This is a genomic window from Natrinema sp. H-ect1, from assembly GCF_041821105.1.
Lineage (GTDB): Archaea > Halobacteriota > Halobacteria > Halobacteriales > Natrialbaceae > Natrinema > Natrinema thermotolerans.
In genome coordinates this window covers 14744-37815 of sequence record NZ_JBGUBA010000017.1, presented here as the reverse complement: position 1 = coordinate 37815, position 23072 = coordinate 14744, and the positions used below count along the sequence as shown (strand labels likewise).

Sequence of the window (23072 nt, the reverse complement as noted above, 5' to 3'; positions counted from 1 at the left end):
ACGCGGCGGTGCTGTCGAGAGGTGCCATGACCGACAGCGACGACGCCGACGGAGGCGGCCCGCTCGAGCGCGACGATCAGGCGATCGGTGCAACGGCGGCCAGCGACACCGACTCCCTGCTCGCGGTCCTCCCGCATTTCTACCGCGGCGAGGTCAGTCAGGCCAACAGCGCACAGGACCGGATCGATCGCACGACCGACTGGGCGATCACGCTGCTTGCCGCCCTCCTCTCGATCGTGTACTCGAGCCGGAACATGCCCGCGTTCCTGCTCCTGATCGGGGTTCTCGTCCTCTCGATCTTCCTCTGTTACGAGGTGCGTCGGTACCGCTTTTACGATCACTGGCGCGCCCGCGTCCGGTTCGTCCAGGAGAACGTGTTCGCGAACGCTCTGGAGCCGACCGGCACCGAACACCCCGCCTGGCGCGAGGAACTGAGCGACGACCTTCGCCGGCCGACGTTCAAGGTTTCGACTCGAGAGGCACTCTCACGCCGGATACGGCGCGTGTACGGGCTCCTCTTTGCGGTGGCTGGCGTCGGCTGGGCGTTCAAGGTCACGCTGTTTACCCCGGAACAGCAATGGACCGAGGCCGCCGAACTGCCTGGAGTCCACGGCGCGCTCGTCGCGGCCGTCCTCGTCGTGTTTTTCGCGGCCGCGTTCGCGATCGGTCTGTGGCCCGACGAACGGGAGGCGAAAGGCGAAATCCACGGCGTCGAGCCGGGCGACTGGAAGAACGACTGAATCGGCCGCCGACCGATCAGGAATCGTCGTCCGCGCCGCTCGAGTCGGCTTCCCCCTCGGAGTCGGTGACTAGCCCGCCGGCGTCGGGAGCTGCCCCGTCGATGGGGTCGTCCGTTCGGGCGCGCGCGAAGCAGTCGAGCGTGAGTTTCGCCCCGCCGAGGACGACGGGTCCGATGAAAAGGCCCACGGCACCGAAGACGATGAGGCCGCCGAAGATGCCGACGACCACGATCGCGGAGTTGAAGGCACTGGACCGGCCGATCAGCGCGGGCCGGAGGTACGAATCCGAGAACGTGACGACCAACCCGTAGACGAACATCGCGACGCCGGCGCTCAGTCGCCCCATCGCGACCAGATAGAGGGTCGCCGGGATCCAGATCCCGAAGGCCCCGACCAACGGAAGCAGCGTCAGGATGAACGTCGCGACAGTCAGGAAGATAACGGCCGGAACACCGGCGATCAGCAGTCCGACGCCGAGCATCACCGACTGAATGGCTGCGACGGCGACGTTTCCGACGACCGAGGCCCACATCAGCCGGTCCAGCCCGGCCTCGAGTTCGTCGAGGACGTCGTCCTCGATCGGCAACACCCACCGGAGCCACGAGACAAGCCGCTCCCCGTCACGCAACAGGGCAAAGAGGACGAACAGCGTGACAGTCAGCCCGATGAACATACTCGGCAGACTGCCCAAGAGTGCGATCGCCCCGTTCGTGACCTCCTGAACGGCCGTCGCGATCCGGTCCTGGTTCGACTCGTACAGCGCGACGAGATCGACGGCATACCCATTGCTCTCGAGCATGGACTCGATCATCTCGACGTCGATCTCGCCTTGCCTGATCGACCGGACGAGTCGGAGCGACTGGCCGACAGCGAGCGAGAGGACATAGATCAGGGGCAACAACACGACGAGCAGGGTCGCCGCCACGACCGCAAGCGCCGCGATCGTCGGCCTGACGTAGGCCTCGAGGCGTCGCTGAACCGGCAACAGGATGTACGCGAGAACGACGCCGAAGAGGACGTACTGGAGATACGGCAGGAGAACGACCAGTGCGAGCAGGGAACTCGCCAGTGCGAGCGCGGTCAATCCCGGCCGCTCGACGAGCCAGTTCGGGGGATCGGGCCTGTCGGACATAGACGGATATGTCACAGCCCGTCAGATTAGTCTGCTGATACGACGTCCGAGCGGCGTCGGAACCGCCGCCTCCTCCACGTACCGGGACTTGCTACTCGACGTATCGGTACTTCCGCTCGCCCATCCGACCCCAGCCGTCGAAGACGAACTCTTCGTCGGGGGTCGTAAACTCCTCGACGTCGACGTCCATCTCGTGGTTGTGGGCGTCGTGGATCTCCTCGTAGTCGTCCCACGACATCTCGTAGCGGTCGGAGAGCTGTTCGTCGATGTTCAGCGCCTCGATCTCCTCGACCCAGCCGTCCCGGACCGTCTCGGAGTGGATCTCCGCCTGCGCACCGCTGCCGTAGGACCCGATGAGCAACTTCTCGCCGACCATTTCGCGGTCGTTCTCGAGTGCGTGTTTGAGCGCGCTCGCGCGGGCGACGTGGACCGAGCCGGTGTACCAGTTGCCGACCTCGCGGGAGATCGTCAGCGTCGGATCGATCGTGGCGTCGTACCACTCGGCGTAGCGGTCGGTGTCTTTGAGCGCGTCCATGTACTCCCGGAGCGCATCACGGTACTCGTCGTCGGAGTCGAACGCCTCGGGGCGGGGCTGACGACCGATTTCCTCGGCCAGTTCGTCCTCGACCGCCGTGTTCCGCGTGACGTGACGGAACGCGAGCAGGGCGGCCTTCCGGACCATGCCCGGGAAGGGGGTGTGGAACGGCGCGTAGGCGAAGTCCTCCTCGTGGACCTCGCCGGCGACGCTCTCGAAGTCCTCGAGGGCCTCGCGCATCCGGGCGAGATAGACCTGCACGGAGCGTTTGCCGTCGACGCTCGGGAACTGCTGGTTCGGCTTTAAGAAGTCCGTCTCGTCGGCCGAGCCGTAGCCCTGCTCGGCGGAGAGTTCGACGAGGTTCGGATCCTCGCTGATGAGCATCGCGACGGCACCGGCACCCTGTGTCGCCTCCCCGTCGTCACCGCGGGCGTACAGCGCCGTGTCGGTCGCGATGACCAGCGCCGAGCGGCCGCGGTTGCGGCCCGCTCGGATCCAGTTGTACGCGTCGTCCAGGCTCTGGGTCCCCGCGATACAGGCGAACTTGCGCTCGCCCTTGTTCGCGTGGTGGAAGTCGCCCTCGTAGACCTGCTCGAGGCAGCCAGCGACGTACGTCGAAACCGGCTTCGAGTTGTCGAAGGCGCTCTCGGTCGCGACGTCGATGCGGCCGATATCGTCGGGCTCGAGGCCTTTGCGCTCCATTAGCCGGTGAGCGGCGTTGGCCCCCATCGTGACGATGTCCTCGTAACTGTCGGGGAAGGAACTGGCGTTCAGTCCGAGTCCTTTCGTGTACTTTTCCGGATCTTCGCCCTTCTCAGGGGCGAACGTGCCCGGAAGGTCGAGTTTGAGGTTACCCGTCCAGATCTCGACGGCGTCGATGCCGACTGCAGTCATACTTTCTCAATGTAGGTGACGGTACAAGATATTGTCGTTCGTCGTTTCGACGATCGTCGATGTAGCGTGAGCAGACGAATCCCATCGCTCGTCGCCGGTGACGGCACACGAACCGATACGCCGCGGCAGCGTTATTTCGAAGTCGAGCCGACTGCGGGATCGCCGATTACGTCGATGCCGTTCGGCGAGTACGTGAAGGTACCCGCGTACCCGTCCCGCCGGAATTCGGAACCGTCGACGAAGAGGGTATTCCGCCCCTTGTTAAGGGACCCGGTCATCGTTCCGTACGGTCCCACATCGATCGCGACCCGATCGAGTGTCATATCGTCGTTCGACTCGAGTGCGATCTCCTGACCGACGCCGGTCGATTCGAACGCGGCGGCCGCTGCGTCGACCGACATCCCGCCAGTGACCGATATCCCGCCCTGTGTCGTCACGCTCGCGCGTCGCAGCGCGATACTGTCGTCACCGGTGACCGTGATCGAACCGTAGCTGGCGGCGGTGGCGTCGAGCGTAGCGTCGTCGGCGACGACGGCCCCGACCGAGTCGACCGTGATCTCGCCGCTCGAACGGATTGTCCCGTCGGAAAGGGCCGTCTCCCCGGCCGAATCGATCGTTACGGATTGACCCCCTCCGTCAGTGGTATCGAGCGTTCCGCCGACGGTCACCTCGCCGCTCGTCGTCGTCAACTGGATCCCACCGTACTGCGTTCTCAGTCGAACGCCGTCCGCCACGGTGAGTCGTTCGGCAGTGATGTCCATTCCGTTCGCGGAGAACGCGTCCTCCGCAACGACCAGCGAACCGGCCACGTCGACGGTCTCGAGGTCGCTCTCCGCGTACGTCGGTTCGCCGACGTCGTACTCGCCGTTGCCGTTCTCGTCGTGATACGCGACGCTGCCGTCGGGGAGTCCGCTCGACTCCCGGTGTACGGTCAACTCGTGACGATCGCCCGCGCCCCCGCTCGAGGCGTAGACCGTGACCGGTGAGCCGTCGTCGGCGACGGCGGACGACTCGAGTGTCAGCGCCGTCCGATTCCGACCGGTCGCATCCGTCGTTCCCGTCCCGTCGAAGTCGGCGACGACGCCGTCGGGGTCGCTGACCGCGTACGAGACGCTCGCGCCGCTGACGGCCGCGGCGTCGTCGGTCGCACGCATGCCCAGCGTGACGGAGTCGTCGCCGCTGATGGTGACGTTCGTCGGGGCGTCGCCGTCCCAGTTCACGTCGAACTGACCGGATTCCGCGGTTGACTCCCCGTCCGAATCGGCCCGCTGTACATCGTACCTCGGATCGGCTCCCCCCGAGCCGTCGATCGAGACTCGAGCCAACTGCAGGGCGTAATCACCATCGTCGGCCAGTTCAATCCGAACCGATTCCGGCCCCGTGCCGACGATTCGAGCGTTGCTCTCACCGGCCTCGAAGGAGGCCCCGATCGTCTCGTTCCAGACGCTCGGAGTCTGTGTCGGCAGGGTGAGCGTGATATTCCCTCCGTCGGATCGGATCGGAATCTCATCGCTCGGCCCGCTAACCGACGTCGGATCGAGCGAGACGGTATTCCGTCCCGTCGTCGAAAGCGACCCCTCGAGGACGACGAGCCTGATCGTTCCGTTCTCGAGGAGTCCCTGTTCAGTCACCGGGACCGCCGCGTCGTCGTACTCGTCGAACGCGAATCCGTGTTCGATTCGAGTTGTGGGTGCGGTCCGATACTCGTTGTAGTCGGGGTGGTACGCGACCGTCGTCGTTTCGTGACGCCCGGTCAGATTGGACGGATCGCCGTCGTAATCGTCGGCCGAACCCTCGTAGGTAGCGTTCGCAATGGTTACGTTCGCCCGTTCGGTCGTCTCGAGGGTTCCCGTCGGATCCGGTGGGTTCGTCAAAAAAGTCCGTGCGGGATAGGAGGTCCCGAGCGTGATCGACACTGATCGGGTGCCGCCACCGGTGCCGACGTTCCGGACGGCGTTTCGCAGGTCCTGTAGTTCGCCGTGAACCTGCTGGTTGTGTTCGCTCTCGATCGCCTGATTCTCGGCGGGCACGGCGTTGACCTGATAGAGCGCGAGCGCAGTGAAAACGATCGCGAGCAAGAGTATGGCTCCGATCTGCACCGTCACTGCGCGCTCGCCGTACCGCCGTCTCATAACGATGGATAGTCACCGGCGGTTAAACGTCTGGTGGCCCGACGCGGCGAAAACGAGACCCCGTCCTACTCGTCTTCCTCGACGACTTCCGGGTCGCTCATCGCGCTCTGGAGGCTGTCGAGGCCGTTGATCCACTCCGTGACGAGGCCGTACTCGAGGTCTTCCGCGACCCCCATGTCGAGTTCCTCGCCGTCGATGATGAGCGTCCCTGCCTGGGCGGCGTAGCCAAGCGCCGCGTCGAGATCCTCTTCGGCCTCGGCGTCGGCCGCCGCGCCAAGATAGTCCCCGACGCTGCCGTCCTCGGCCGGCCCGTTGGCGACGTACTCCTCGGCCGCGAAGAAGACACAGACCAGACTCGTCTGGACGCCGTCGACCAGGATCAGTTTCTCCTCGTCCTCGATGTCGACCTCGCCGAGGACGATCTCGCGGACGTCCTCGATCTCCGCGAGGGCGTCCTCCCCCTCGAGTTCGCCGTCGTCGTAGGCGGCGACGATCTTCGCGATCGCGATCGCCGTGTCGTCCTGCAGGTTGAGCAGGAGTCGAGCCGAGTCTTCGTCTTCCGGATCGATGTCTTCGTCTTTGATGCGACCGATCCAGTTCTGCCAGCGTTCCTCCGAGTAGAACTCGGTCGGGGGATTGCTCATACAGACACCTACACCGGCCGCTTGAAATGCCTTTCTCTACACTAGCCGCCGAAAGTGAATGTTTGGACCGGCATGATGATCGGCTAAAACGCTTTTACAGCCGCTCATGAGACGGCAGGTGCCGTTTCAGCTCGTCGGATAGAGCGGGCGTTCGACGGTAAGAAGGAATTACCCGTTCTCACTCGAGCGTCGCTTCGGTATCGATCCCGTAGACAGCCTTCGGCGTCTCGACGTGTGCGATCTCGACCGCCTCGTCGTACCCGTTCTCGAGCAGCCAGCGGACCCGCCGGGGGACCGTCTTGGGACCCAACACTGCGCCCGGCCGGTCGGGGTCGTCGATGTAATCGGTCTCCATCAGGAACGGCTCGCCCCGCTCGGCGGCCGTCTCGAGCCGATCCTTGTCGCTCATCACGCTCGGCGTCGGTCCCTCGAGGCGGCCGCTCGCGTAGTGTTTGACGACCCGGTGGGGCTCCATTCCGGCCGCCTCGGCCCAGTCGGCCACCTCGGTCATGTCCTCGCTGGCCTCGGCGTGGAGCTGGACTGCACACTCGAGGGCGGCACCGTGGTCGAACGCCCGGCGCATGACGTCGTTCGAGGCCGCCCAGACGTCGTCGTCGACCTCGTAGTGGGGGCGGCCGGACTTCAGCGCCAGCGCGTCGCCCGCTTCGACGTACTCCGCCGCCACGTCGATGCCGGCCTGCATGAGATCGCGGGCCTCGTCGGGCGCAAAGCCGCGCTCGTCGATCAGCCGCGAGATGAGGCCCGGATGGACCCCGAGGACGGGCCAGGCCCGGCCCTCGAGTTCGCTCGAGGCCGCCTCGACGATGTCGATGGTGCGTTCGAAGACCTCGCGGAAGTCCGCACCGGTCTCGGCCTCGACGCCGAGATGCCAGGAGGGTTTGTTCACCACGAGCAGGTGGGTGCCGCCGACGCGGGCGAAGTCGCGGACGGCGTCGATGCCCCGATTGTTGTCCGGGTCGAGGTGGAGGTGGTCGTCCAGCACCGGCCGGTCGTCGATCATACGCGTGGCTGGGCGGGCCGCGCCCGAAAAGTCACCGGGTTCGGACCGCCCGGGAGTGGACTGTCATTATCAACCCGTATCGACCGTCATCGGCCGCTGTGGGCCTATGACCGGGAGTTTGCCGACCAGCTCCATCCCCGACGCCGTCGTCGGGAACCGATAGCTAAATGATAGACCTCGCGCGTACTGCCAGAAGGATCGATAGCGACCGACGAGAACCACGAATCCAATACTGTCAGAAATAGTTATTATGACTGATGTCAATACTACGACCGCGTGGCAATATGAGTGATCACATATGAGTGAGGCTGGCGACGAACCGACCGACCAGTTCACACAGCCCGACAGCGGCGGCCCCACAGTCGAGTTCTACGGCGGCCGCGGGATGAGTGCGTTCCCGATCGCCTTCTTCATCGTCTGGGCTATCGTCCAGACTGCCCTCTGGCGGATCGGCGATACCGGCGGACTCATCGTGGGCATCCTGGTCGGGCTCATCGTCGGGATGTTCTTCGCCCGAGGCGACTGGAAGCACTACGCCAACACGATCTTCGAGGGGATGACCCAGCCCGTCGCGGTGACGGCGATCGTCGCGTGGATCTGGGCCGGTATGTTCGCCCAGCTCCTACAGGACGGCGGCTTCGTCGGCGGACTCGTCTGGTTGGCCGACACTGCCGGCGTCGGCGCGGCGCTGTTCCCCGCGATCACGTTCGTCCTCGCGGCCGTCTTCACGACGGGGATCGGGACTGGCTACGGTGCAAGCATCGCGTTCGTCGGCCTCTTTTTCCCGGCCGGCGTGTTGCTCGGTGCGAACCCCGTCCTCCTGTTCGGTGCGATCCTCTCGGGGGCGATCTTCGGTGACAACTTAGCGCCCGTCAGTGACACCACGATCGTTAGCGCTGTCACCCAGGACGCCGACATCGGGGGCGTCGTCGCCTCCCGGTTCAAATACGTCATCATCGCTGCCGTCCTCGCCTTCCTCGGCTACGTCGTCGCCGGCGGTGCGATGGACGGCATCGAGGTCGGCGCACAGGCTCAGGAGATCTTCCTCGAGGAGAGCGACGCGATCGGACTGGTTCACGTCATCTCGATGGCCGCCGTGATCGGGACGGCGATCGCCGGCCGACACATCGTCGAGGCGATCTCGTGGGGGATCGTCGTCGCCGTCGCCTTCAACCTCGTCTTCGGCCTCGCGGGCCTCGGCGACATCGTCATGTTCAACGCCCCACAGGATGCGCCGCTGGCCGGTCCGCTCGAGTCCCTGCCGATCCTGACGATCGTCGAGGACCCCGACGCTGTCGGCGTCGGCGGCAGCCTGATGAACGGCGTCGCCGGCTTCCTCGAACTCTCGATCCTCGTCTTGCTGATCATCGGCGCGGCCCAGATCATGATCCGCGGCGGGGCCTTCGACGTGTTGCTCGAGTGGTCGATCGAGAACCTCGCGACGAACGTCCGCAACGCCGAGTTGACGATGGTCGGGACCGCGGCGCTGATCAACGCGATCATCACGATCAACACCGCGGCCGAGGTCGCGATCGGCCCCTACATCTCGAAGATCGGCGAGCGGTTCAACCTGAACGGCTACCGCCGGGCGAACATCTTAGACGGCCAGACCGCGGCCATGGGCTACATCTTCCCGTGGTCGGGCGGGGTGCTGGCCGGCTACTCGGCGATGCAACAACTGCCCGACGACTACAGCTGGTTCGAACAGTCGATGCTCGTCACGCCGATCGACGTCGTCCCCTACGTCTTCCAGGGCTGGCTACTGGTGGCGGTGTTCATCGTCGCGGCGCTGACCGGCTTCGGCCGCGAATACCTGATCGACCGCGAGAGCGAGGAGGTGGCACGCGTATGAGCATCTTCGGAAAGTACCTCACAGGCTGGACGTTCCGGGCGAACCGACCCTCCCTCGAGGTAGGGAGCGAAATAGACGTCTTCATCTCCGAGACCAACGGCTCGGCGGGACGGGCCTACATCGGCGACACCGAACTGCTCGTCGAGGGAGCCGGACCCGAGACCGTCGAGAAGCAAGTCCGTGTTCGCGTGACCGACTTCGACGAGACCACGGCAACGGGCGAGGGCGACCTCGTTGAGGTCGTCGGCGAAAGCTCGTACAGCGGCTAACCGTCCGGCTCGAGCGTGACGGCCTCGTCGGCCGCGTTTCGCAGCGCATCCGAGCGGCCGTACGACCCCGGCGCGATCGCGTACGTTTTGACGCCGCGGGTACCCGCGTGTTCGAGGACGGGTTTAAAGTCGGTATCGCGTGAGGCGATCGCGAGCCGGTCGATCGTAGCGTCGCCGGCCAGTGCGGTCGCGTCGACCGCGAGTTTGACGTCGACGTCGCCGCTGGTGACGATCACTTCGAAGCCGCGGGCTTCCGCGGCCTGAATGAGGCCGGGTGTCGCGTGTTCGTCGAGGTAGAGACGGATGACGCCGACGCGGCCGAGTTCGCCGGCGGCGTCCCGGAGGTCGTCGAGATCGACGTCGAACTCGTCGCGGAAGACGTTCGGCCCGTCGACGAACAGCCCGACCGTCGGCTCGGTTTCGGTATCGGGCGCGAGACGGGTACGAACGCGGTCGAACATAGTCAGTTGCCCGCTCTTTCCCGTGCCTGGAGATAGGTGTGGCGAAACGCAACCGTCGCCGCTATTCCCATCGACTCGAGCGGCGTCCCGATCGCGATCGGTTCGAGATCGTGAACGGGCGAAAAATACACTCCTCTTCCACCATAGATAAATTCCGATTGAGTTTATAATCTTCCACAACGGCGAGACAAACGGACCGCGATGGTGGTTTCTACCAGTAATAACTCCCTCATGAGAAGTGGTATTAGTATATTTATAATTTATATTAACTCCTAATAGATTTAAAAATCATTTAGTGGAAGAGTGTAATCTCATCAGTTGCGTCATGACAGAAGATAACTACTCTGGCGTGAATCGACGATCGGTCCTCGAAGCAGCCGGTTCGTTCGGTGCGATTCTCGGTCTCAGCGGCATTACGTCCGCAACGCCGGGTCGTGAACCGGGGCCGAAAAAAGACGAACTGATCGTCGGTGTCGATGCCGACGTATCGGACATCGAAGCGGCAGTCGATCCGAAACTCCCGAGCAACGCGACCATCGTACACACGAACGAAACGCTCGGCTACGCGTCGGTAGAGATAGCCGACGAAGCCTCCATACAGGCCAAGGAAAACGTCCAGCGAAACCTCATGGACGTCAACGAGGTACAGTACACGGAGGACAACGTCACGTATCACGCACTCGAGGCCGAGCCGCTCGGGTCGGGAACCGACGACGAGACGACAGACGCACGAGGGAGTGCATCGCCACTGTACACGCCGAACGACCCGAGCTTCGGGAGTCAGTACGCGCCACAGCAGGTCAACTGTGAGGAAGCCTGGGAGGAGACCCTCGGCGATCCGAACGTGACGATCGCGATCGTCGATCAGGGAATCCAGTACGATCACCCGGATCTCGCGGAAAACATGGACGACAGCGTCTCGAACAACGGCAAGGACTTCGTCGACGGCGACGGTGATCCGTATCCGGCAGACGCGAGCGAGAACCACGGGACGCACGTCGGCGGAATCGCCGGCGGCGGTACCGACAACGGAACGGGCCATGCCGGCATTTCGAACTGTTCGCTCCTCTCGGCCCGCGCGCTCGGGTCCGGTGGCGGCGGGTCGCTCTCGGACATCGCCGACGCGGTCCAGTGGTCGGCCGATCAGGGTGCCGATATCATCAACATGTCCCTCGGTGGCGGCGATGCGACGAATCTCATGCGACAGGCCTGTGAGTACGCACAATCGCAGGGCTCGTTGCTCGTTGCGGCTGCTGGCAACGATTCCGGCAGCCCCGTCTCGTATCCGGCCGCCTACGACACCGTGCTGGCCGTCTCCTCGCTCGACGAGGGCGAAACGCTGTCGGACTTCTCGAACGTCGGCCCGGAGATCGAACTGGCCGCACCCGGCGGTAACGTCCTCTCGTCGATCCCCTTCGACGACTACGACACCTTCAGCGGCACCTCGATGGCGTCGCCGGTCGTCGCCGGCGTCGCCGGACTGACGCTGTCGGCCTGGCCGTCCCTCTCGAACGACGAGTTGCGGACACACCTCCACGAGACGGCCGTCGACATCGGTCTGGACGCTACCGAACAAGGAAACGGTCGCGTCGACGCCGCGAACGCCGTCACCACCGAACCCGGGACGACTCCCGATCCGGATCCGGACCCCGAGCCCGGCGACTGTGGCGACGAAGTGAACACGGCCAGTAAGGACGGCCAACTCAGCGGTGGCTGGTGGGGCAATCCGAGCGACACCTACACCTACACACTCAAGACGGCGAACCCCTGCAGCGCTACCGTCACCCTCGAGGGGCCGGCGAGTGCGGACTTCGATCTCTACCTGACTCTCGACGGACGGACGCCAACGCGGCAGGACTACGATAAACGGTCGGCCAGCAACGACTCGAGCGAATCGATCGACGTGGACCTCAGCGGCGACGAGGAGTTCGGCATCCTCGTCAGGCGATACAGCGGCAGCGGTTCCTACACGGTTGGCGTCGAAGAACTGGGCAAATAGAGCCGCTCAGGACGGAACCGCGATCAGAACGCCGTTCGACGTCACCGATCGAGACCGGCCGCTGACCGGTCGGAGTCCGTCGAAACCGCGACGGCGTTTCTCGCGTGCCGGTCGGTTCCCGTAACCGGCCGACTTCATATATTCGATCACTATTAGCAGATATTATTTCATCCAATCATTATCGCCGCGGTTATTTCGAGAATAAATCAGACGAAGTTCGATAAGAGTTTACTAATTTCAGGGAGTGATGACTGTCGTCCCATGACACCGAACGGTCCCCCGGACGACACCGCAGAGCCGACCTACGACCGCCGGTCGATCCTGTCCGGCACCGGCGCGATCGGGCTCGCCGGCCTGCTCGGCTCGAGTACCGTCACGAGCGCGACGCCGGGTCGCGATCCCGGACCGCGGACGGACGAGATACTCCTCGGCATCTCGGCGGGTGCCGACGACGTCGCCGCCGAGGCACGCAGTGCCATCCCCGGCGACGCCGAGGTGGTCCATACCAACGAGACGATCCGCTACGCCGTCGTCGAGTTCCCGTCTGCGGCCCCCGACCGTGCCCGCGAGCAGTTCATCGACGCGGTCACTGCCTCGCCGGCGGTCGAGTACGCCGAACCCAACGCGACACTCCAGTCGCTGCTCGAGCCCAACGACCCCTACTACGGCTATCAGTACGCCCCCGAACTGATCGGCTGCGAGCGGGCCTGGGAGACGACCCGTGGGGACGAGGACGTCGTCATCGCGGTCGTCGATCAGGGGATCCAGTACGATCACCCGGCGCTCGAGGAGACCATGGACGAGCGGATCGGCAGGGACTTCCTGAACGGCGACGATGATCCCTACCCCGGCCGCGGCGGGGACCACGGCACCCACGTCGGCGGTATCGCCGCCGGCGGGACCGACGACGGCACTGGCCACGCGGGGATCAGCGACTGCTCTCTCCTGTCGCTCCGGGCACTCGATGCGGACGGCGTCGGCTCGCTGTCGGACATCGCCGACGCAATCCAGTGGGCCGCCGACGCCGACGCGGACGTCGTCACCCTCTCGCTGGGCGTCGACGGCTCCTACCGGACCCTGACCGCGGCCTGTGAGTACGCGGCCGATCGGGGCGTCCTGCTGGTCGCTGCCGCCGGCAACGACGGCAGCGACCGGGTCTACTCGCCGGCCGCCGAGGACAGCGTCGTCGCCGTTGCCGCCGTCGACGACGACGATTCGATCGCCTCCTTCTCCAACACCGGCCCCGAGATCGAACTGGCCGCGCCGGGCAGCCGCATCGTCTCGAGTACGACCGGCGGCGACTACGGCCGGATGTCCGGCACGTCGATGGCGACCCCGGTCGTCGCCGGCGTCGCCGGCCTCGCGCTGTCGGCCCATCCCGACCTCTCGCGATCACAACTCCGCGATCATCTCCGCGAGACGGCCGTCGACGTCGGCCTCGCGGACGACCAGCAGGGGTACGGTCGGGTCGACGCGGCCGCCGCCGTCGAAACGGACCCCTTCGGGGACGACGGCGACGGCGGCAGCGAGGACGAGCCCGAATCCGACACCGGCAACTGCGGCGACGAGACGGTTACAGCGAGCGCGAGCGGCTCCCTCGACGGCAGCGGCTGGTGGGGCGAGAGCAAACGGTACGGCTATTCGCTTCGCACCGACGACCCCTGCTCGATCACGATCGATCTCGAGGGCCCCGCTCGGGGCGACTTCGACCTCTACGTAACCACCGACGGCAGTAGACCCACTAGATGGAGCCACGACGAGGCGGCCGCGGGTGCGGGGACGAGCCCATCGCTCACGCTCGCCCTCGAGGGCGACGAGTCGTTCGGGATTCAGGTCCACGCTGACAGCGGCAGCGGGGCGTACACGCTTCAGGTGGAAGAACGGGGTCGATAAGGAGCGCCAGCGAACGACCGCCTCGAGCCGAACTGGAACGCAACGGGCGCCTCCGCCCGGTTTCGGGCGCTACTCGAAGACGAAGTAATCCCGTTCCTCGCCCTGCACGGAGATCCACTTGGGCTCGGTGAGTTCCTGCGTGATCCACTCGCCGTGGTAGCGTCCGAGGCCGGACTGCTTGACGCCGCCGAAGGGCGCGTTGTGGTCCTCGTTGATCGGCTGGTCGTTGATGTGAACCATCCCGGCCTCGACGCGGTCGGCGAGGTCGCGAGCCCGCTCGGCGTCCTCGCAGAAGACCGACGCCGAGAGGCCGTACTCGGTGTCGTTCGCCAGTTCGATGGCCTCGTCGTCGTCCGAGAACGGAATGACCGGCGCGACCGGACCGAAGTGTTCGTTACAGGCCGTCGGCATGTCGTTGGTACAGTCCGACAGCACCGTCGGCTCGACGAACAGCCCGTCGGCCTCGCCGCCGGTCTCGAGGGTCGCGCCGTCCTCGAGCGATCCCTCGATGAACTCGACTAAGTCGTCGCGCTGGGTCTCGTTTTGCACCGGGCCGAAGGTGACGTCCTCGTTCTCGGAGGGATCGCCGATGACGAGCGACTCGGCGTGGTCGACCAGCAGGTCGACGTACTCGTCGTAGACCGACTCGTGGACCAGATGGCGGTTGATCGAGATACAGACCTGCCCCTGATGGAAGAACGACCCGAACGCGCCGGCGCGGGCGGCCCGCTCGAGGTCGACGTCGTCGGTGACGATGAAGGGGGCGTTCCCGCCGAGTTCGAGGGCCGGCAGCGCGAGGTTCTTGCCGGCCTGCTCGGCGACGCCCTTGCCGACGGACGTCGAGCCGGTAAAGGAGACGACCCGCGGCGTCGGGTGGTTGGCGATCCGGTCGCCGATCTCCGAGCCGCGGCCGGTGACGACGTTGACGACGCCGTCGGGGACGCCCGCGGCCTCGCAGAGTTTCGCGATGAGCAGCCCGCCGGTGATCGGCGTGTCCGTCGCCGGCTTCAGGACGACGGTGTTGCCCAGCGCGATCGCGGGCGCAACGGCCCGCAGGGAGAGATGCAGCGGGAAGTTCCACGGCGAGATGACGCCGACGACGCCGACCGGCTCGTAGACGATGTGGTTGTCCTTGTCGTCGACCGACGGGGAGGGGCGGACCTCCTCCGCCGGCGGCTCTAACTCCAGGGACATCTCGACGTCGCCGGTCGCAGTGGCGAACTCGCCCATAGCGCGATAGCCCGGGGTGCCGGCCTCGGTCGCGAGCAGGCCGGCGATCTCCTCGAAGCGCGCGTTGAGTTCGTCCAGCAGATTCTGGACGATCTCGTTGCGCTCCGCTCGAGGGGTCGCCGCCCAGTCGGACTGGGCCGCCTCGGCCGCCTCGTAGGCGGCGTCGACGTCCGCTTCGGTCCCCGCCGGTACTTCCGTAAACACTTCCTGTTTCGCCGGGTTCTCCACGGGGATCGTCTCGCCGCCGGTGGCGTCGCGCCACTCGCCGTCGATATACAGCTGGTTCCAATCGGCCTGCGGCTCGAGTGTCGGCGCACTCATACTGTACCCCGGATACGTTATTTCCGAACATATGTTTTCGGCAACCGGAGACAGTAGCTCGTATCGTTGTAACCCGAATCGGTTACCCGTCCGGACCGGGGTCGGTTTCGACACCGAGCCGGCGTCATGCGTCTCCTCGCGCCGCGGGCGATCGCCCGCGTGTTCGGTCGACGAAAAGACATTACTACTCCGCGGATGACGGTGTGAATATGCCGCTTCAGACGCCGCCGTTACGTGGGTTACACGACGAGTACGGGGCGAAGTTCACGGAGTTTGGCGGCTGGGACATGCCGGTCGAGTTCGAGTCGATCCGGACCGAACACGCGGCCGTCCGGGAGGGCGTCGGGATCTTCGACGTCTCACACATGGGCCAGCTGCACGTCACCGGCCCGGACGCGACCGAGCTGATGCAACGGCTGACGTCGAACGACGTCTCGCGGCTCGCGGTCGGCGACTCCCAGTACGCGACGATCACCGACGAGGACGGGATCATCATCGACGACACCGTCGTCTACCGGCTGCCGGACGGTGACGGCAACGCGACGGACGACGCCGACGGCGACCCGACCTACCTGTTCGTCCCCAACGCCGGCACCGACGAGGCCACCCACCAGCGCTGGATCGACTACCGCAACGAGTGGGACCTCGAGGCGACCGTCGACAACCGGACCGACGAGTACGCCATGTTCGCGGTTCAGGGACCCGAGGCGGTCGCGTTGGTCGATGACGTAACCGAGGAGTCGGTCGCCGATCTCGAGCGCTTCGAGGCCCGGTACGCGACGATCGAGGGCGTCGACTGCTGGACGGCCCGGACGGGGTACACCGGCGAGGACGGCGTCGAACTGATCGTCCCCTGGGCGGCCGCCGAGGAGATCTGGACCGCGTTCGACTGCCAGCCCTGCGGACTGGGCGCTCGCGACACGCTCCGCATCGAGGCCGGCCTGCTGTTGGCCGGACAGGACTTCCACCACGACGACGACCCGCGGACCCCCTACGAGGCCGGCATCGGCTTCACCGTCGCGCTCGAGACCGAGTTCGTCGGCCGGGACGCCTTAGCAGAGATCCACGAGCGGGGCGTCGAAGAGCGACTGGTCGGCTTCCAGTTGATCGACCGCGGCGTCCCCCGGCACGGCTACGACATCACGAACTCCGAGGGGCGGGTCATCGGCACCGTCACCAGCGGCACGATGAGCCCAACGGTGGAGCAGCCGATCGGGCTGGGGTACGTCCCGGTCGAGTACGCCGAGCCGGGGACGACGCTACAGGTAGTCGTCCGTGGCCAGTCGAAAAAAGCAAGAGTTGAAACCACACCCTTCATCGATACAGTATGAGCTTCGACGTTCCCGACGATAGACGGTATTTGGAATCACACGAGTGGGCGCTCGAAACCGACGGCGTCGTCCGCGTCGGTATTTCCGACTTCGCACAGGACGAACTCGGCGACGTGGTCTTCGTCGAACTCCCCGACGAGGGCGACGACCTCGCCCAGGAGGCGGAGTTCGGCGTCGTCGAATCGATCAAGGCCGTCTCGGACCTCTATGCACCCGTCGGCGGCGAGGTCGTCGCGATCAACGACGACCTCTTCGACGCCCCCGAACTCGTCAACGAGGACCCCTTCGGCGAGGGCTGGATGCTCGAGATCGAGCCCGACGATCCCGACGCCCTCGAGGCGCTGCTGACCGCCGACGAGTACGAAGCACAGATCGCCTGAGACGGGGGCGTTCGGCGACCGGAAGCCCGCGCTATTCGATCGAAACCAGACTGTCGAGGACGCCGTCCAGTTCCGCGTTCGTCACGGCCAGCGAGTAGCCGTCGATGCGGGCGAGTTCCTTCGCGTGATCCCAGAGGTCGTCCTCTTCGAGGCCGTGGAGGATGACGGCGTTCGGTGTCGGGTTGACCACTCGCAGGGCGATCCCGACGCCCTCGCCCTGCGTGACGTTCGTAAAGACGAGAACGCGGTTCGTACTCTGGCCGTAGAGCCGAAAGAACTCCTCGCTCGAGAGCCGCGTGATCGCCTCGATGCTGTCGATGACGGTGTGGCCGCTGACCCGGTCGGTGCCGCTCGAGGCGACCTCCGTCGCCTCGAGGTCGTCGTGCAGCCGCTCGAGGGGGATCGAGGTGGCGTACTCCCGGAGGTCGTAGACGACGTCGCTCTCGAACCCCGCCGAGAGGACTCGACCGTACTGGCGGATACGCTCGCCGCCGCGGCGCTCGTCGATCGCGAGCAGTCCCTCGACGAGTCGGCCGACGACGCCGATGCCGGGGCTCTCCCGGCGGCCGCTCTCGTAGTCGGAGATGACCGAGGAGGAGACCTCGAGTTCGGTCGCCAGATCGGTCTGGGAGACGTCGAAATCGGTGCGCCACTTGCGCAGCGTCGCGCCGGGGTCGTCGCTCAGCGTGATCTCGCCGGCGATCTTCTCCGCGAGTTCCCGTTTGGGTCCGCGTCCGCTCATACCCGACGGTCGCCCGGTCGGTCCAAGTAGCTACCGGAGACGACCGCGGGCCGGCCGCTCGTTCCCTCGGACCGGAGTCGATCGACCGACTACGCGATACCGGGAGCGACCACGGACGTATTTGTGGCCGGTGTTCGAAGACGGGGTATGAGCTGTCGACCGATCGATGCCCCGCCGACGAGCGAATGAAGGGGTACTATCTCCGATACCTGCAGGTCCTCGTGCGGTTCCTCCCGATCGCGGTCGCCTTTCTCCGGGACCGCCGGCGGTTCCTCGTGTTCGGACCGCCCAGACGGGTCGCTGAGGCCACCCACCGGGAGCGTGCCCGTCGGTTGACCGAGACGATGGTCGATCTCGGACCGGCGTTTATCAAGATCGGCCAGGTGCTATCGACCCGTCCCGATCTCGTGCCGCCGATCTACGTCGAGGAGTTCGCGACATTGCAAGACGAGATCCCCGAAGACGCCGGCGGCGATCCGCTGACCGTCGTCGAATCGGAACTCGGCGACGACCTCGATCTCGAGACGCTCGAGCCGGTCGCCGGGGGATCGCTGGCGTTCGTCTACACCGTCGACTACGAGGGCGACCGGATCGCGCTGAAGGTCCGCCGGCCCGGCCTCGAGCCGATGATCGAGCGGGACCTCCGCGTCGTCAGGGGGCTCGTCCCGCTGCTTCGGGCCGTCGCCGACGAGGACCAGCGCTACTCGATCGAGAACGTCGCCGACGACTTCGAGGCGATCGTCCTCGAGGAACTGGACTTCGGACGCGAGGCCGAGATCATGCGGACGATCGCGGACAATTTCGCCGACGACGACCGGGTCCGCATTCCGGCGACCTACGACGCCCTCTGCTCGGACCGGATCGTCGCGATGGAGTACATCGAGGGGACGAAGATCACCGACGAGGACGCGCTCGCGGAAGCCGGACGCGACCGGACCGAGATGGCCACGCTGCTGGCCCGCACGTATCTGAAGATGGGGCTGGTCGACGGCGTGTTCCACGCCGATCCACACCCCGGCAATCTCGCGGTGACGGCGGACGGCCGACTCGTCGTCTACGATTACGGGATGAGTCGGCGACTCACCGAGGCGGAACAGGAAGACATCACGAGCCTCTACCGACACCTCGTCCGCCGCGACATCGACGGCCTGCTGAACACGCTGATCGCGCTCGAGGTGTTAGATCAGTCGGTCGACCGGGCCGCGGTCAGGCAGGTCCTCGAACTGGTGATCGACAACCTCGAGGGGCGGTCGGAGATCACCTGGCGGCGGATCATCACCGAACTGTTCTCGACGCTTCAGGAGTTCCCGTTCCGGATCCCGCCGAACGTCATGTTGCTCGTCCGGGTCGGGACGGTCGGCGAGGGCGTCTGCCGGAGCCTCGACCCCGAGTTCGACTTCATCGCGGCCACGCGCTCGTTCCTCGTCGACCACGGGTTCATCGAGAGCGAGGTCGACGCGCTGCTGGCGGACGTCCGGACCGACCTCCGCGAGTCGGCCCCCGTCCTGGCGCGGGCTCCGTCGCGGTTCGATTCCGTCTTCGGCCAACTCGAGCGCGGCGAACTGGTCGTCAGGACCGAGCCGGTCGAGCCCAGCGACGGCGGTGATCCGGCCGTCGGGTACGCCGTCATCGCCGGGTCCCTGTTGCTCGCGAGCGCCGTCTTGACGTTCCATCCGGAACCGCTCGAGATCGGAAGCGTCGTTCTCGCGCTCGTCTTTTTCGGGCAGTACGTTCGCCACCGACGAGCGGGGTAGGGACGACCGAGGCAACGGCGGCGACACCGGCCAAACAATCAAGCCCCCGCGGTTCGAGTCGCCGAGATGTGCCATCGACGGTCGTCCACGTCGCGTTCGCGGGACTGATCGGGATCGCCTTGCTCGGCGACGAGTTCGATACGAAGGCGATCCTGCTCGTAATGGGTGCGACGGCTCTGCTCGATCTCGATACGCTGATCGGCATCGTCGTCCCGGGGACTCACCGCGCGGCGTTTCACAACCTCTGGATCGTCCTTCTCCCCGCCGCTGCCCTGTTGTGGGACGGGCGTCGTGAGGCGTCGATCGTCCGGAATCGGTGGGGCACGTACGGCCATCGCCTCGCGTGGACGACGCTCGCCGCGTTGCTGTTCGCGCACGTCCTCTTTGACGCTTTCTTCAACGGCGTCAACCTCTTCTGGCCGGTCCACGACCGGTTCTACGACCTCTCGGGGGAACTGCTCGTCACTGATCAACGCGGCCTCGTCCAGACGTTCGTCGAACTCGAGGGCAGCGGCATCGCCGAGACTACAGCGCGGGGCACGACCGAGGACACCCACTACCGGACCGGCGTCGACCCGACCCGGGACGAGCCCGCGACGGGGGTCGAACGGATCTTCCCCATCGCGGCGACCGGCGAGCGGTTCGTCCTCACTATCGCGGGGCTCACCGCAGTCGCCGTCCGAATCCTCGAGGACCAGCGGGCGGACTGACCGGGCGGCGACCCGACGGGACCCGACGCCGCCGAGGGCTCGATGCGATGTCGCCAGTCACTCGTGTTCGGACGGCGGCTCCGTCGTCTCGACGCGGTCGCGCAGCCACTCGATGGCCGCGTCGGCCGTCTCGAGGTCGGTACTCGAGACGCGGATCCGACCGGGACGGTTCTCGCTGCGCGGGTAACTGCCGACCGCCACGTCGAACCGCTCGGCCACGCCCTCGAGGGCATCGTGGAGCGAGCCCTCGGGCGCCGGCGTGTAGATCGTCCGGGCGACGGCGTCGCCCTGAAACTCGTCGGCGACGTCCTCGAACATGGCCTGCATCTCGTCGGGGATGCCCGCGAAGACGTAGACGTTCTCGACGATACAGCCGGGGGCCCATCCCTCGTCGATGACGATCGGCGTCGCGCCCTCGGGGATCGAGGCCGCCGCGTCGATGTCGAGTTGCAGGTCGTACTCCTCGACCAGGTTGGGGTTCTCGTCGCGGAACGCGGCGGCTTTCTCGACCAGCCGCTCGCGGATCTCGCCGTGGACGACGAACGCCCGGTTCAGGCCGTCGGCGACGGCCTCGACGGTCACGTCGTCTGGTGTGCCGCCGATACCGCCGGTGACGATCACGGCGTCGAACGCGTCGCTCCAGCGGGCGACGGTGTCTGCGATCAGGTCGCGGTCGTCGGGGATCGTCAGGATTCGCTCGACGCTGCTGCCCCGTTCGGTGATCCGCGCTGCCAGCCACGACGCGTTGGTGTTGGTCGTCGACCCCGCGAGGATCTCGTCGCCGACGGTAACGATCGCGACGTTCATGGGCGGCGTTGGGACTCCGTGCAGTTAGCCGCTCCGGGATGTGACTGCCGGTCGATCCGGCTCCCATAGTCGAGCGCCCTCGAGCAGCGAGCGCGCCACGCCTGCAGCGCCACGGTTTTGACAGCCCTGTTCCAAGTGTCCGTATGGTAGTATTCAGCGGCGATCGGACGCCGACGGAACTGGCTCGCTTGGAATCGCACGGGTGGAACCGATGGTAGACCTCGCCTTCTCGGTCGGGCGGCTCCTCTTCGCTCTCTTTCTGGTCTTCCTGAACGGCTTTTTCGTCGCGGCCGAGTTCGCCTACGTCCGGATCCGACCGACCCAGATCGAGGCCCTCGTCGATGAGGGACGGCGGTCGGCGAAACTCCTGCAGGAAGCCGAGGAGAACCTCGACGACTACCTCGCGACCACCCAACTGGGCATCACGATCGCCTCGCTGGGGCTCGGGTGGGTCGGCGAACCCGCGATCGCCTCGCTGCTCGAGCCCGTGCTGGGGCCGGTCCTGCCGGCCGGAACGTTGCATCTCGTCTCGATCGCGATCGGCTTCAGCGTCATCACCTTCCTGCACGTCGTCTTCGGGGAACTCGCGCCGAAGACGCTGGCCATCGCCGACGCCGAACGCATCGCCCTGCTGGTCGCCGCGCCGATGAAGTTCTTCTACTACATCTTCATCCCGGGAATCATCGTGTTCAACGGGACGGCGAACTTCTTCACACGCCTGCTCGGCGTCGCGCCGGCCTCGGAGCGCGACGAGAGCCACAGCGAGGAAGAGATCCTACGGATCGTCGCCAAGTCGGGCGAACAGGGCGTCGTCGACACCGACGAGGTCGAGATGATCGAAGCGGTGTTCGATCTCGGCGACACGGTCGCCCGCGAGGTGATGATTCCCCGACCGGACGTCGTCACCGTCCGCGCCGACATGCCCCTCTCGGAACTCCGCGGGGTCGCCGCCGGCGGGAACTACACCCGCTACCCCGTCGTCGACGACGACGCCGACGAGCCCGTCATCGGGTTCGTCCACGCCAAAGACGTCCTCCAGGCCATCGAAGCCGCCAACGGGGAAGACACGACGGCGGCCGAACCGACCGCACGCGACCTCGTGCGGGACGCGATCATCGTCCCCGAAACGCGCCGGATCGACGGCATCCTCGCGGAGTTTCGCCGGCAGGACGCCCAGTTAGCCGTCGTCATCGACGAGTGGGGCGCCTTCGAGGGGATCCTGACGATCGAGGACGTCATCGAGGAAGTCATCGGCGACATCCGCGACGAGTTCGACGCCCCCGACGCGGAGGCGTCGATCGACGAACTCCCCGACGGCCGTTACGCCGTCGACGGCGGCGTCACGCTCGAGACGGTCAACGAGACGCTGGGCACCACGCTCGAGGGCGAGGCGTTCGACACCGTCGGCGGCCTGGTCCTGAGCCGCCTCGGCCGCGCGCCCGAGGTCGGCGACTCGGTCGCGACCGACGGCTACGAAGTCACCGTCGAGGAAACCGAGGGGACGCGGATCTCGCGGGTGATCGTCGAGGCGACCGCACCGGCCGAAGAGTCGGCGGGCTGATCGGCCGCCGGCCGATTCGATCCCGTCCGATCCGGGGACCGTCATCGAATCCGACCGACGCCACTCCTTTTGCTTCCGACGTGGTGGCCTCCGTATGAGCTACCCGACGCGCGCCGTCGTCAGTCGAGGTGTCTCGCGATGAGCCACGACACGAACGACGGACCCGACTCCGTCGACGACTCGAGCCACGAAACCCGATCACCGACGGTCGACGGGCGGGACAACGACGACGAACCAACGACGATCGAACGGGCCGACCGAACGATTACGTTTCACTCCTGTTCTCGAGCGACGGTGACCGGCGACTTCGAGGACGGCGATATTGCCTACGCGAACACCGGCTTCTACGACGACGGGCTGTTCGGGGACACGATCCTCGAGGACGGCGTCGCCGTCGGCGACGACGTCGACGCGCCGTTTTCGGGGACGGTCGTCTTCGAGATCGGCGACGAATCGGGCGTGACCGTCGAGTCTGACCGCGTCGTCGTCGGGGTCCCGGACTACGGGAACGACGGGACCGCAATCACGTCGCTGACGACCCAGCGGGCGGACTACCGGATGGGCGCGCCGACCCACGAGCATCCTCGGGCAAGCGAGTGCCTCGAGGCGATCGGCCCCGAGTAAGCGAGGGTGGCCCGACCCCGGAAACCGATCTGCGACGAGT

Annotated in this window: 20 protein-coding genes; 11 read left to right on the top strand and 9 right to left on the bottom strand. The window is 66.0% G+C overall.

Translation table 11 applies throughout. The features are described from left to right. Positions 1 to 26: 26 nt before the first annotated feature. The gene (locus ACERIM_RS18760) at positions 27 to 740 is read left to right on the top strand and encodes a DUF2270 domain-containing protein (RefSeq protein ID WP_373633766.1); all 714 of its coding nucleotides are present in this window, start codon (positions 27 to 29) and stop codon (positions 738 to 740) included. A gap of 16 nt (positions 741 to 756) precedes the next feature. Here ACERIM_RS18760 and ACERIM_RS18755 read toward each other — a convergent pair whose 3' ends face one another. The 5 genes from ACERIM_RS18755 to ACERIM_RS18735 form a co-directional block, all read right to left on the bottom strand. Then, on the bottom strand, positions 757 to 1872 hold the full coding sequence (locus tag ACERIM_RS18755) for an AI-2E family transporter (protein ID WP_006650618.1): 1116 nt from the start codon (positions 1870 to 1872) through the stop codon (positions 757 to 759). 91 nt (positions 1873 to 1963) lie between these two features. Continuing rightward, a complete protein-coding gene (gene hmgB, locus ACERIM_RS18750) occupies positions 1964 to 3301 on the bottom strand; it encodes a hydroxymethylglutaryl-CoA synthase (RefSeq protein ID WP_006650617.1) in 1338 nt (445 codons plus the stop codon). A gap of 131 nt (positions 3302 to 3432) precedes the next feature. Next, positions 3433 to 5433, bottom strand: coding sequence for a hypothetical protein (locus ACERIM_RS18745; RefSeq protein ID WP_373633765.1), 2001 nt, complete (start codon positions 5431 to 5433; stop codon positions 3433 to 3435). A gap of 65 nt (positions 5434 to 5498) precedes the next feature. Then, positions 5499 to 6077, bottom strand: coding sequence for a DUF2150 family protein (locus ACERIM_RS18740; RefSeq protein WP_076144927.1), 579 nt, complete (start codon positions 6075 to 6077; stop codon positions 5499 to 5501). 178 nt (positions 6078 to 6255) lie between these two features. Beyond that, positions 6256 to 7098 (bottom strand): TatD family hydrolase, encoded by an 843-nt coding sequence (locus ACERIM_RS18735; RefSeq protein WP_373633764.1) that lies wholly within the window; start codon positions 7096 to 7098, stop codon positions 6256 to 6258. Positions 7099 to 7396: 298 nt separating this feature from the next. On the opposite strand from ACERIM_RS18735, the gene ACERIM_RS18730 reads away from it, so the two are divergent. Both ACERIM_RS18730 and ACERIM_RS18725 read left to right on the top strand, forming a co-directional pair. Beyond that, a complete protein-coding gene (locus tag ACERIM_RS18730) occupies positions 7397 to 8950 on the top strand; it encodes a Na+/H+ antiporter NhaC family protein (protein ID WP_006650613.1) in 1554 nt (517 codons plus the stop codon). Beyond that, a complete protein-coding gene (locus ACERIM_RS18725; RefSeq protein WP_006650612.1) occupies positions 8947 to 9219 on the top strand; it encodes a TRAM domain-containing protein in 273 nt (90 codons plus the stop codon). The genes ACERIM_RS18730 and ACERIM_RS18725 overlap by 4 nt, the downstream gene beginning before the upstream one ends. Here ACERIM_RS18725 and ACERIM_RS18720 read toward each other — a convergent pair. Continuing rightward, entirely contained in the window at positions 9216 to 9680 is a 465-nt protein-coding gene (locus tag ACERIM_RS18720; RefSeq protein ID WP_049966603.1) for an NYN domain-containing protein, read from the bottom strand. The genes ACERIM_RS18725 and ACERIM_RS18720 overlap by 4 nt on opposite strands. A gap of 325 nt (positions 9681 to 10005) precedes the next feature. Between ACERIM_RS18720 and ACERIM_RS18715 the strand changes: the two genes are divergently transcribed. Together ACERIM_RS18715 and ACERIM_RS18710 are read left to right on the top strand one after the other, a co-directional pair. Further along, the gene (locus ACERIM_RS18715; RefSeq protein ID WP_373633763.1) at positions 10006 to 11679 is read left to right on the top strand and encodes a S8 family serine peptidase; all 1674 of its coding nucleotides are present in this window, start codon (positions 10006 to 10008) and stop codon (positions 11677 to 11679) included. A gap of 261 nt (positions 11680 to 11940) precedes the next feature. Then, positions 11941 to 13572 (top strand): S8 family serine peptidase, encoded by a 1632-nt coding sequence (locus tag ACERIM_RS18710; RefSeq protein ID WP_373633762.1) that lies wholly within the window; start codon positions 11941 to 11943, stop codon positions 13570 to 13572. A gap of 69 nt (positions 13573 to 13641) precedes the next feature. Here the strand turns inward: ACERIM_RS18710 and ACERIM_RS18705 are convergent, their stop codons facing one another. Beyond that, positions 13642 to 15123: an aldehyde dehydrogenase family protein gene (locus ACERIM_RS18705; RefSeq protein WP_373633761.1), complete on the bottom strand. Its 1482-nt coding sequence runs from the start codon at positions 15121 to 15123 to the stop codon at positions 13642 to 13644. A 209-nt stretch (positions 15124 to 15332) separates the two neighbouring features. Here ACERIM_RS18705 and gcvT point away from each other — a divergent pair, with 209 nt between their 5' ends. Then, positions 15333 to 16454 (top strand): glycine cleavage system aminomethyltransferase GcvT, encoded by a 1122-nt coding sequence (gcvT, locus tag ACERIM_RS18700; protein WP_006650607.1) that lies wholly within the window; start codon positions 15333 to 15335, stop codon positions 16452 to 16454. Beyond that, complete coding sequence (gene gcvH, locus ACERIM_RS18695; protein WP_006650606.1) at positions 16451 to 16834, top strand: glycine cleavage system protein GcvH; 384 nt, start codon at positions 16451 to 16453, stop codon at positions 16832 to 16834. Before gcvT ends, gcvH begins: the two co-directional genes overlap by 4 nt. A 31-nt stretch (positions 16835 to 16865) precedes the next feature. Here the strand turns inward: gcvH and ACERIM_RS18690 are convergent, their stop codons facing one another. Continuing rightward, entirely contained in the window at positions 16866 to 17576 is a 711-nt protein-coding gene (locus tag ACERIM_RS18690; protein ID WP_006179333.1) for a helix-turn-helix domain-containing protein, read from the bottom strand. Between the two features lie 185 nt (positions 17577 to 17761). On the opposite strand from ACERIM_RS18690, the gene ACERIM_RS18685 reads away from it, so the two are divergent. Further along, positions 17762 to 19330, top strand: a complete 1569-nt coding sequence (locus ACERIM_RS18685; RefSeq protein WP_373633760.1) for an ABC1 kinase family protein — start codon at positions 17762 to 17764, stop codon at positions 19328 to 19330. A gap of 68 nt (positions 19331 to 19398) precedes the next feature. Beyond that, on the top strand, positions 19399 to 20040 hold the full coding sequence (locus tag ACERIM_RS18680) for a metal-dependent hydrolase (RefSeq protein ID WP_373633759.1): 642 nt from the start codon (positions 19399 to 19401) through the stop codon (positions 20038 to 20040). Positions 20041 to 20097: 57 nt separating this feature from the next. On the opposite strand, the gene ACERIM_RS18675 is transcribed toward ACERIM_RS18680, so the two are convergent. Next, positions 20098 to 20847, bottom strand: a complete 750-nt coding sequence (locus ACERIM_RS18675) for a competence/damage-inducible protein A (RefSeq protein WP_373633758.1) — start codon at positions 20845 to 20847, stop codon at positions 20098 to 20100. A gap of 211 nt (positions 20848 to 21058) precedes the next feature. Here ACERIM_RS18675 and ACERIM_RS18670 point away from each other — a divergent pair, with 211 nt between their 5' ends. Together ACERIM_RS18670 and ACERIM_RS18665 are read left to right on the top strand one after the other, a co-directional pair. After that, on the top strand, positions 21059 to 22408 hold the full coding sequence (locus ACERIM_RS18670) for a hemolysin family protein (RefSeq protein WP_006650601.1): 1350 nt from the start codon (positions 21059 to 21061) through the stop codon (positions 22406 to 22408). 138 nt (positions 22409 to 22546) lie between these two features. Beyond that, positions 22547 to 23032 (top strand): hypothetical protein, encoded by a 486-nt coding sequence (locus ACERIM_RS18665; protein WP_373633757.1) that lies wholly within the window; start codon positions 22547 to 22549, stop codon positions 23030 to 23032. The last annotated feature ends 40 nt before the right edge of the window (positions 23033 to 23072 follow it).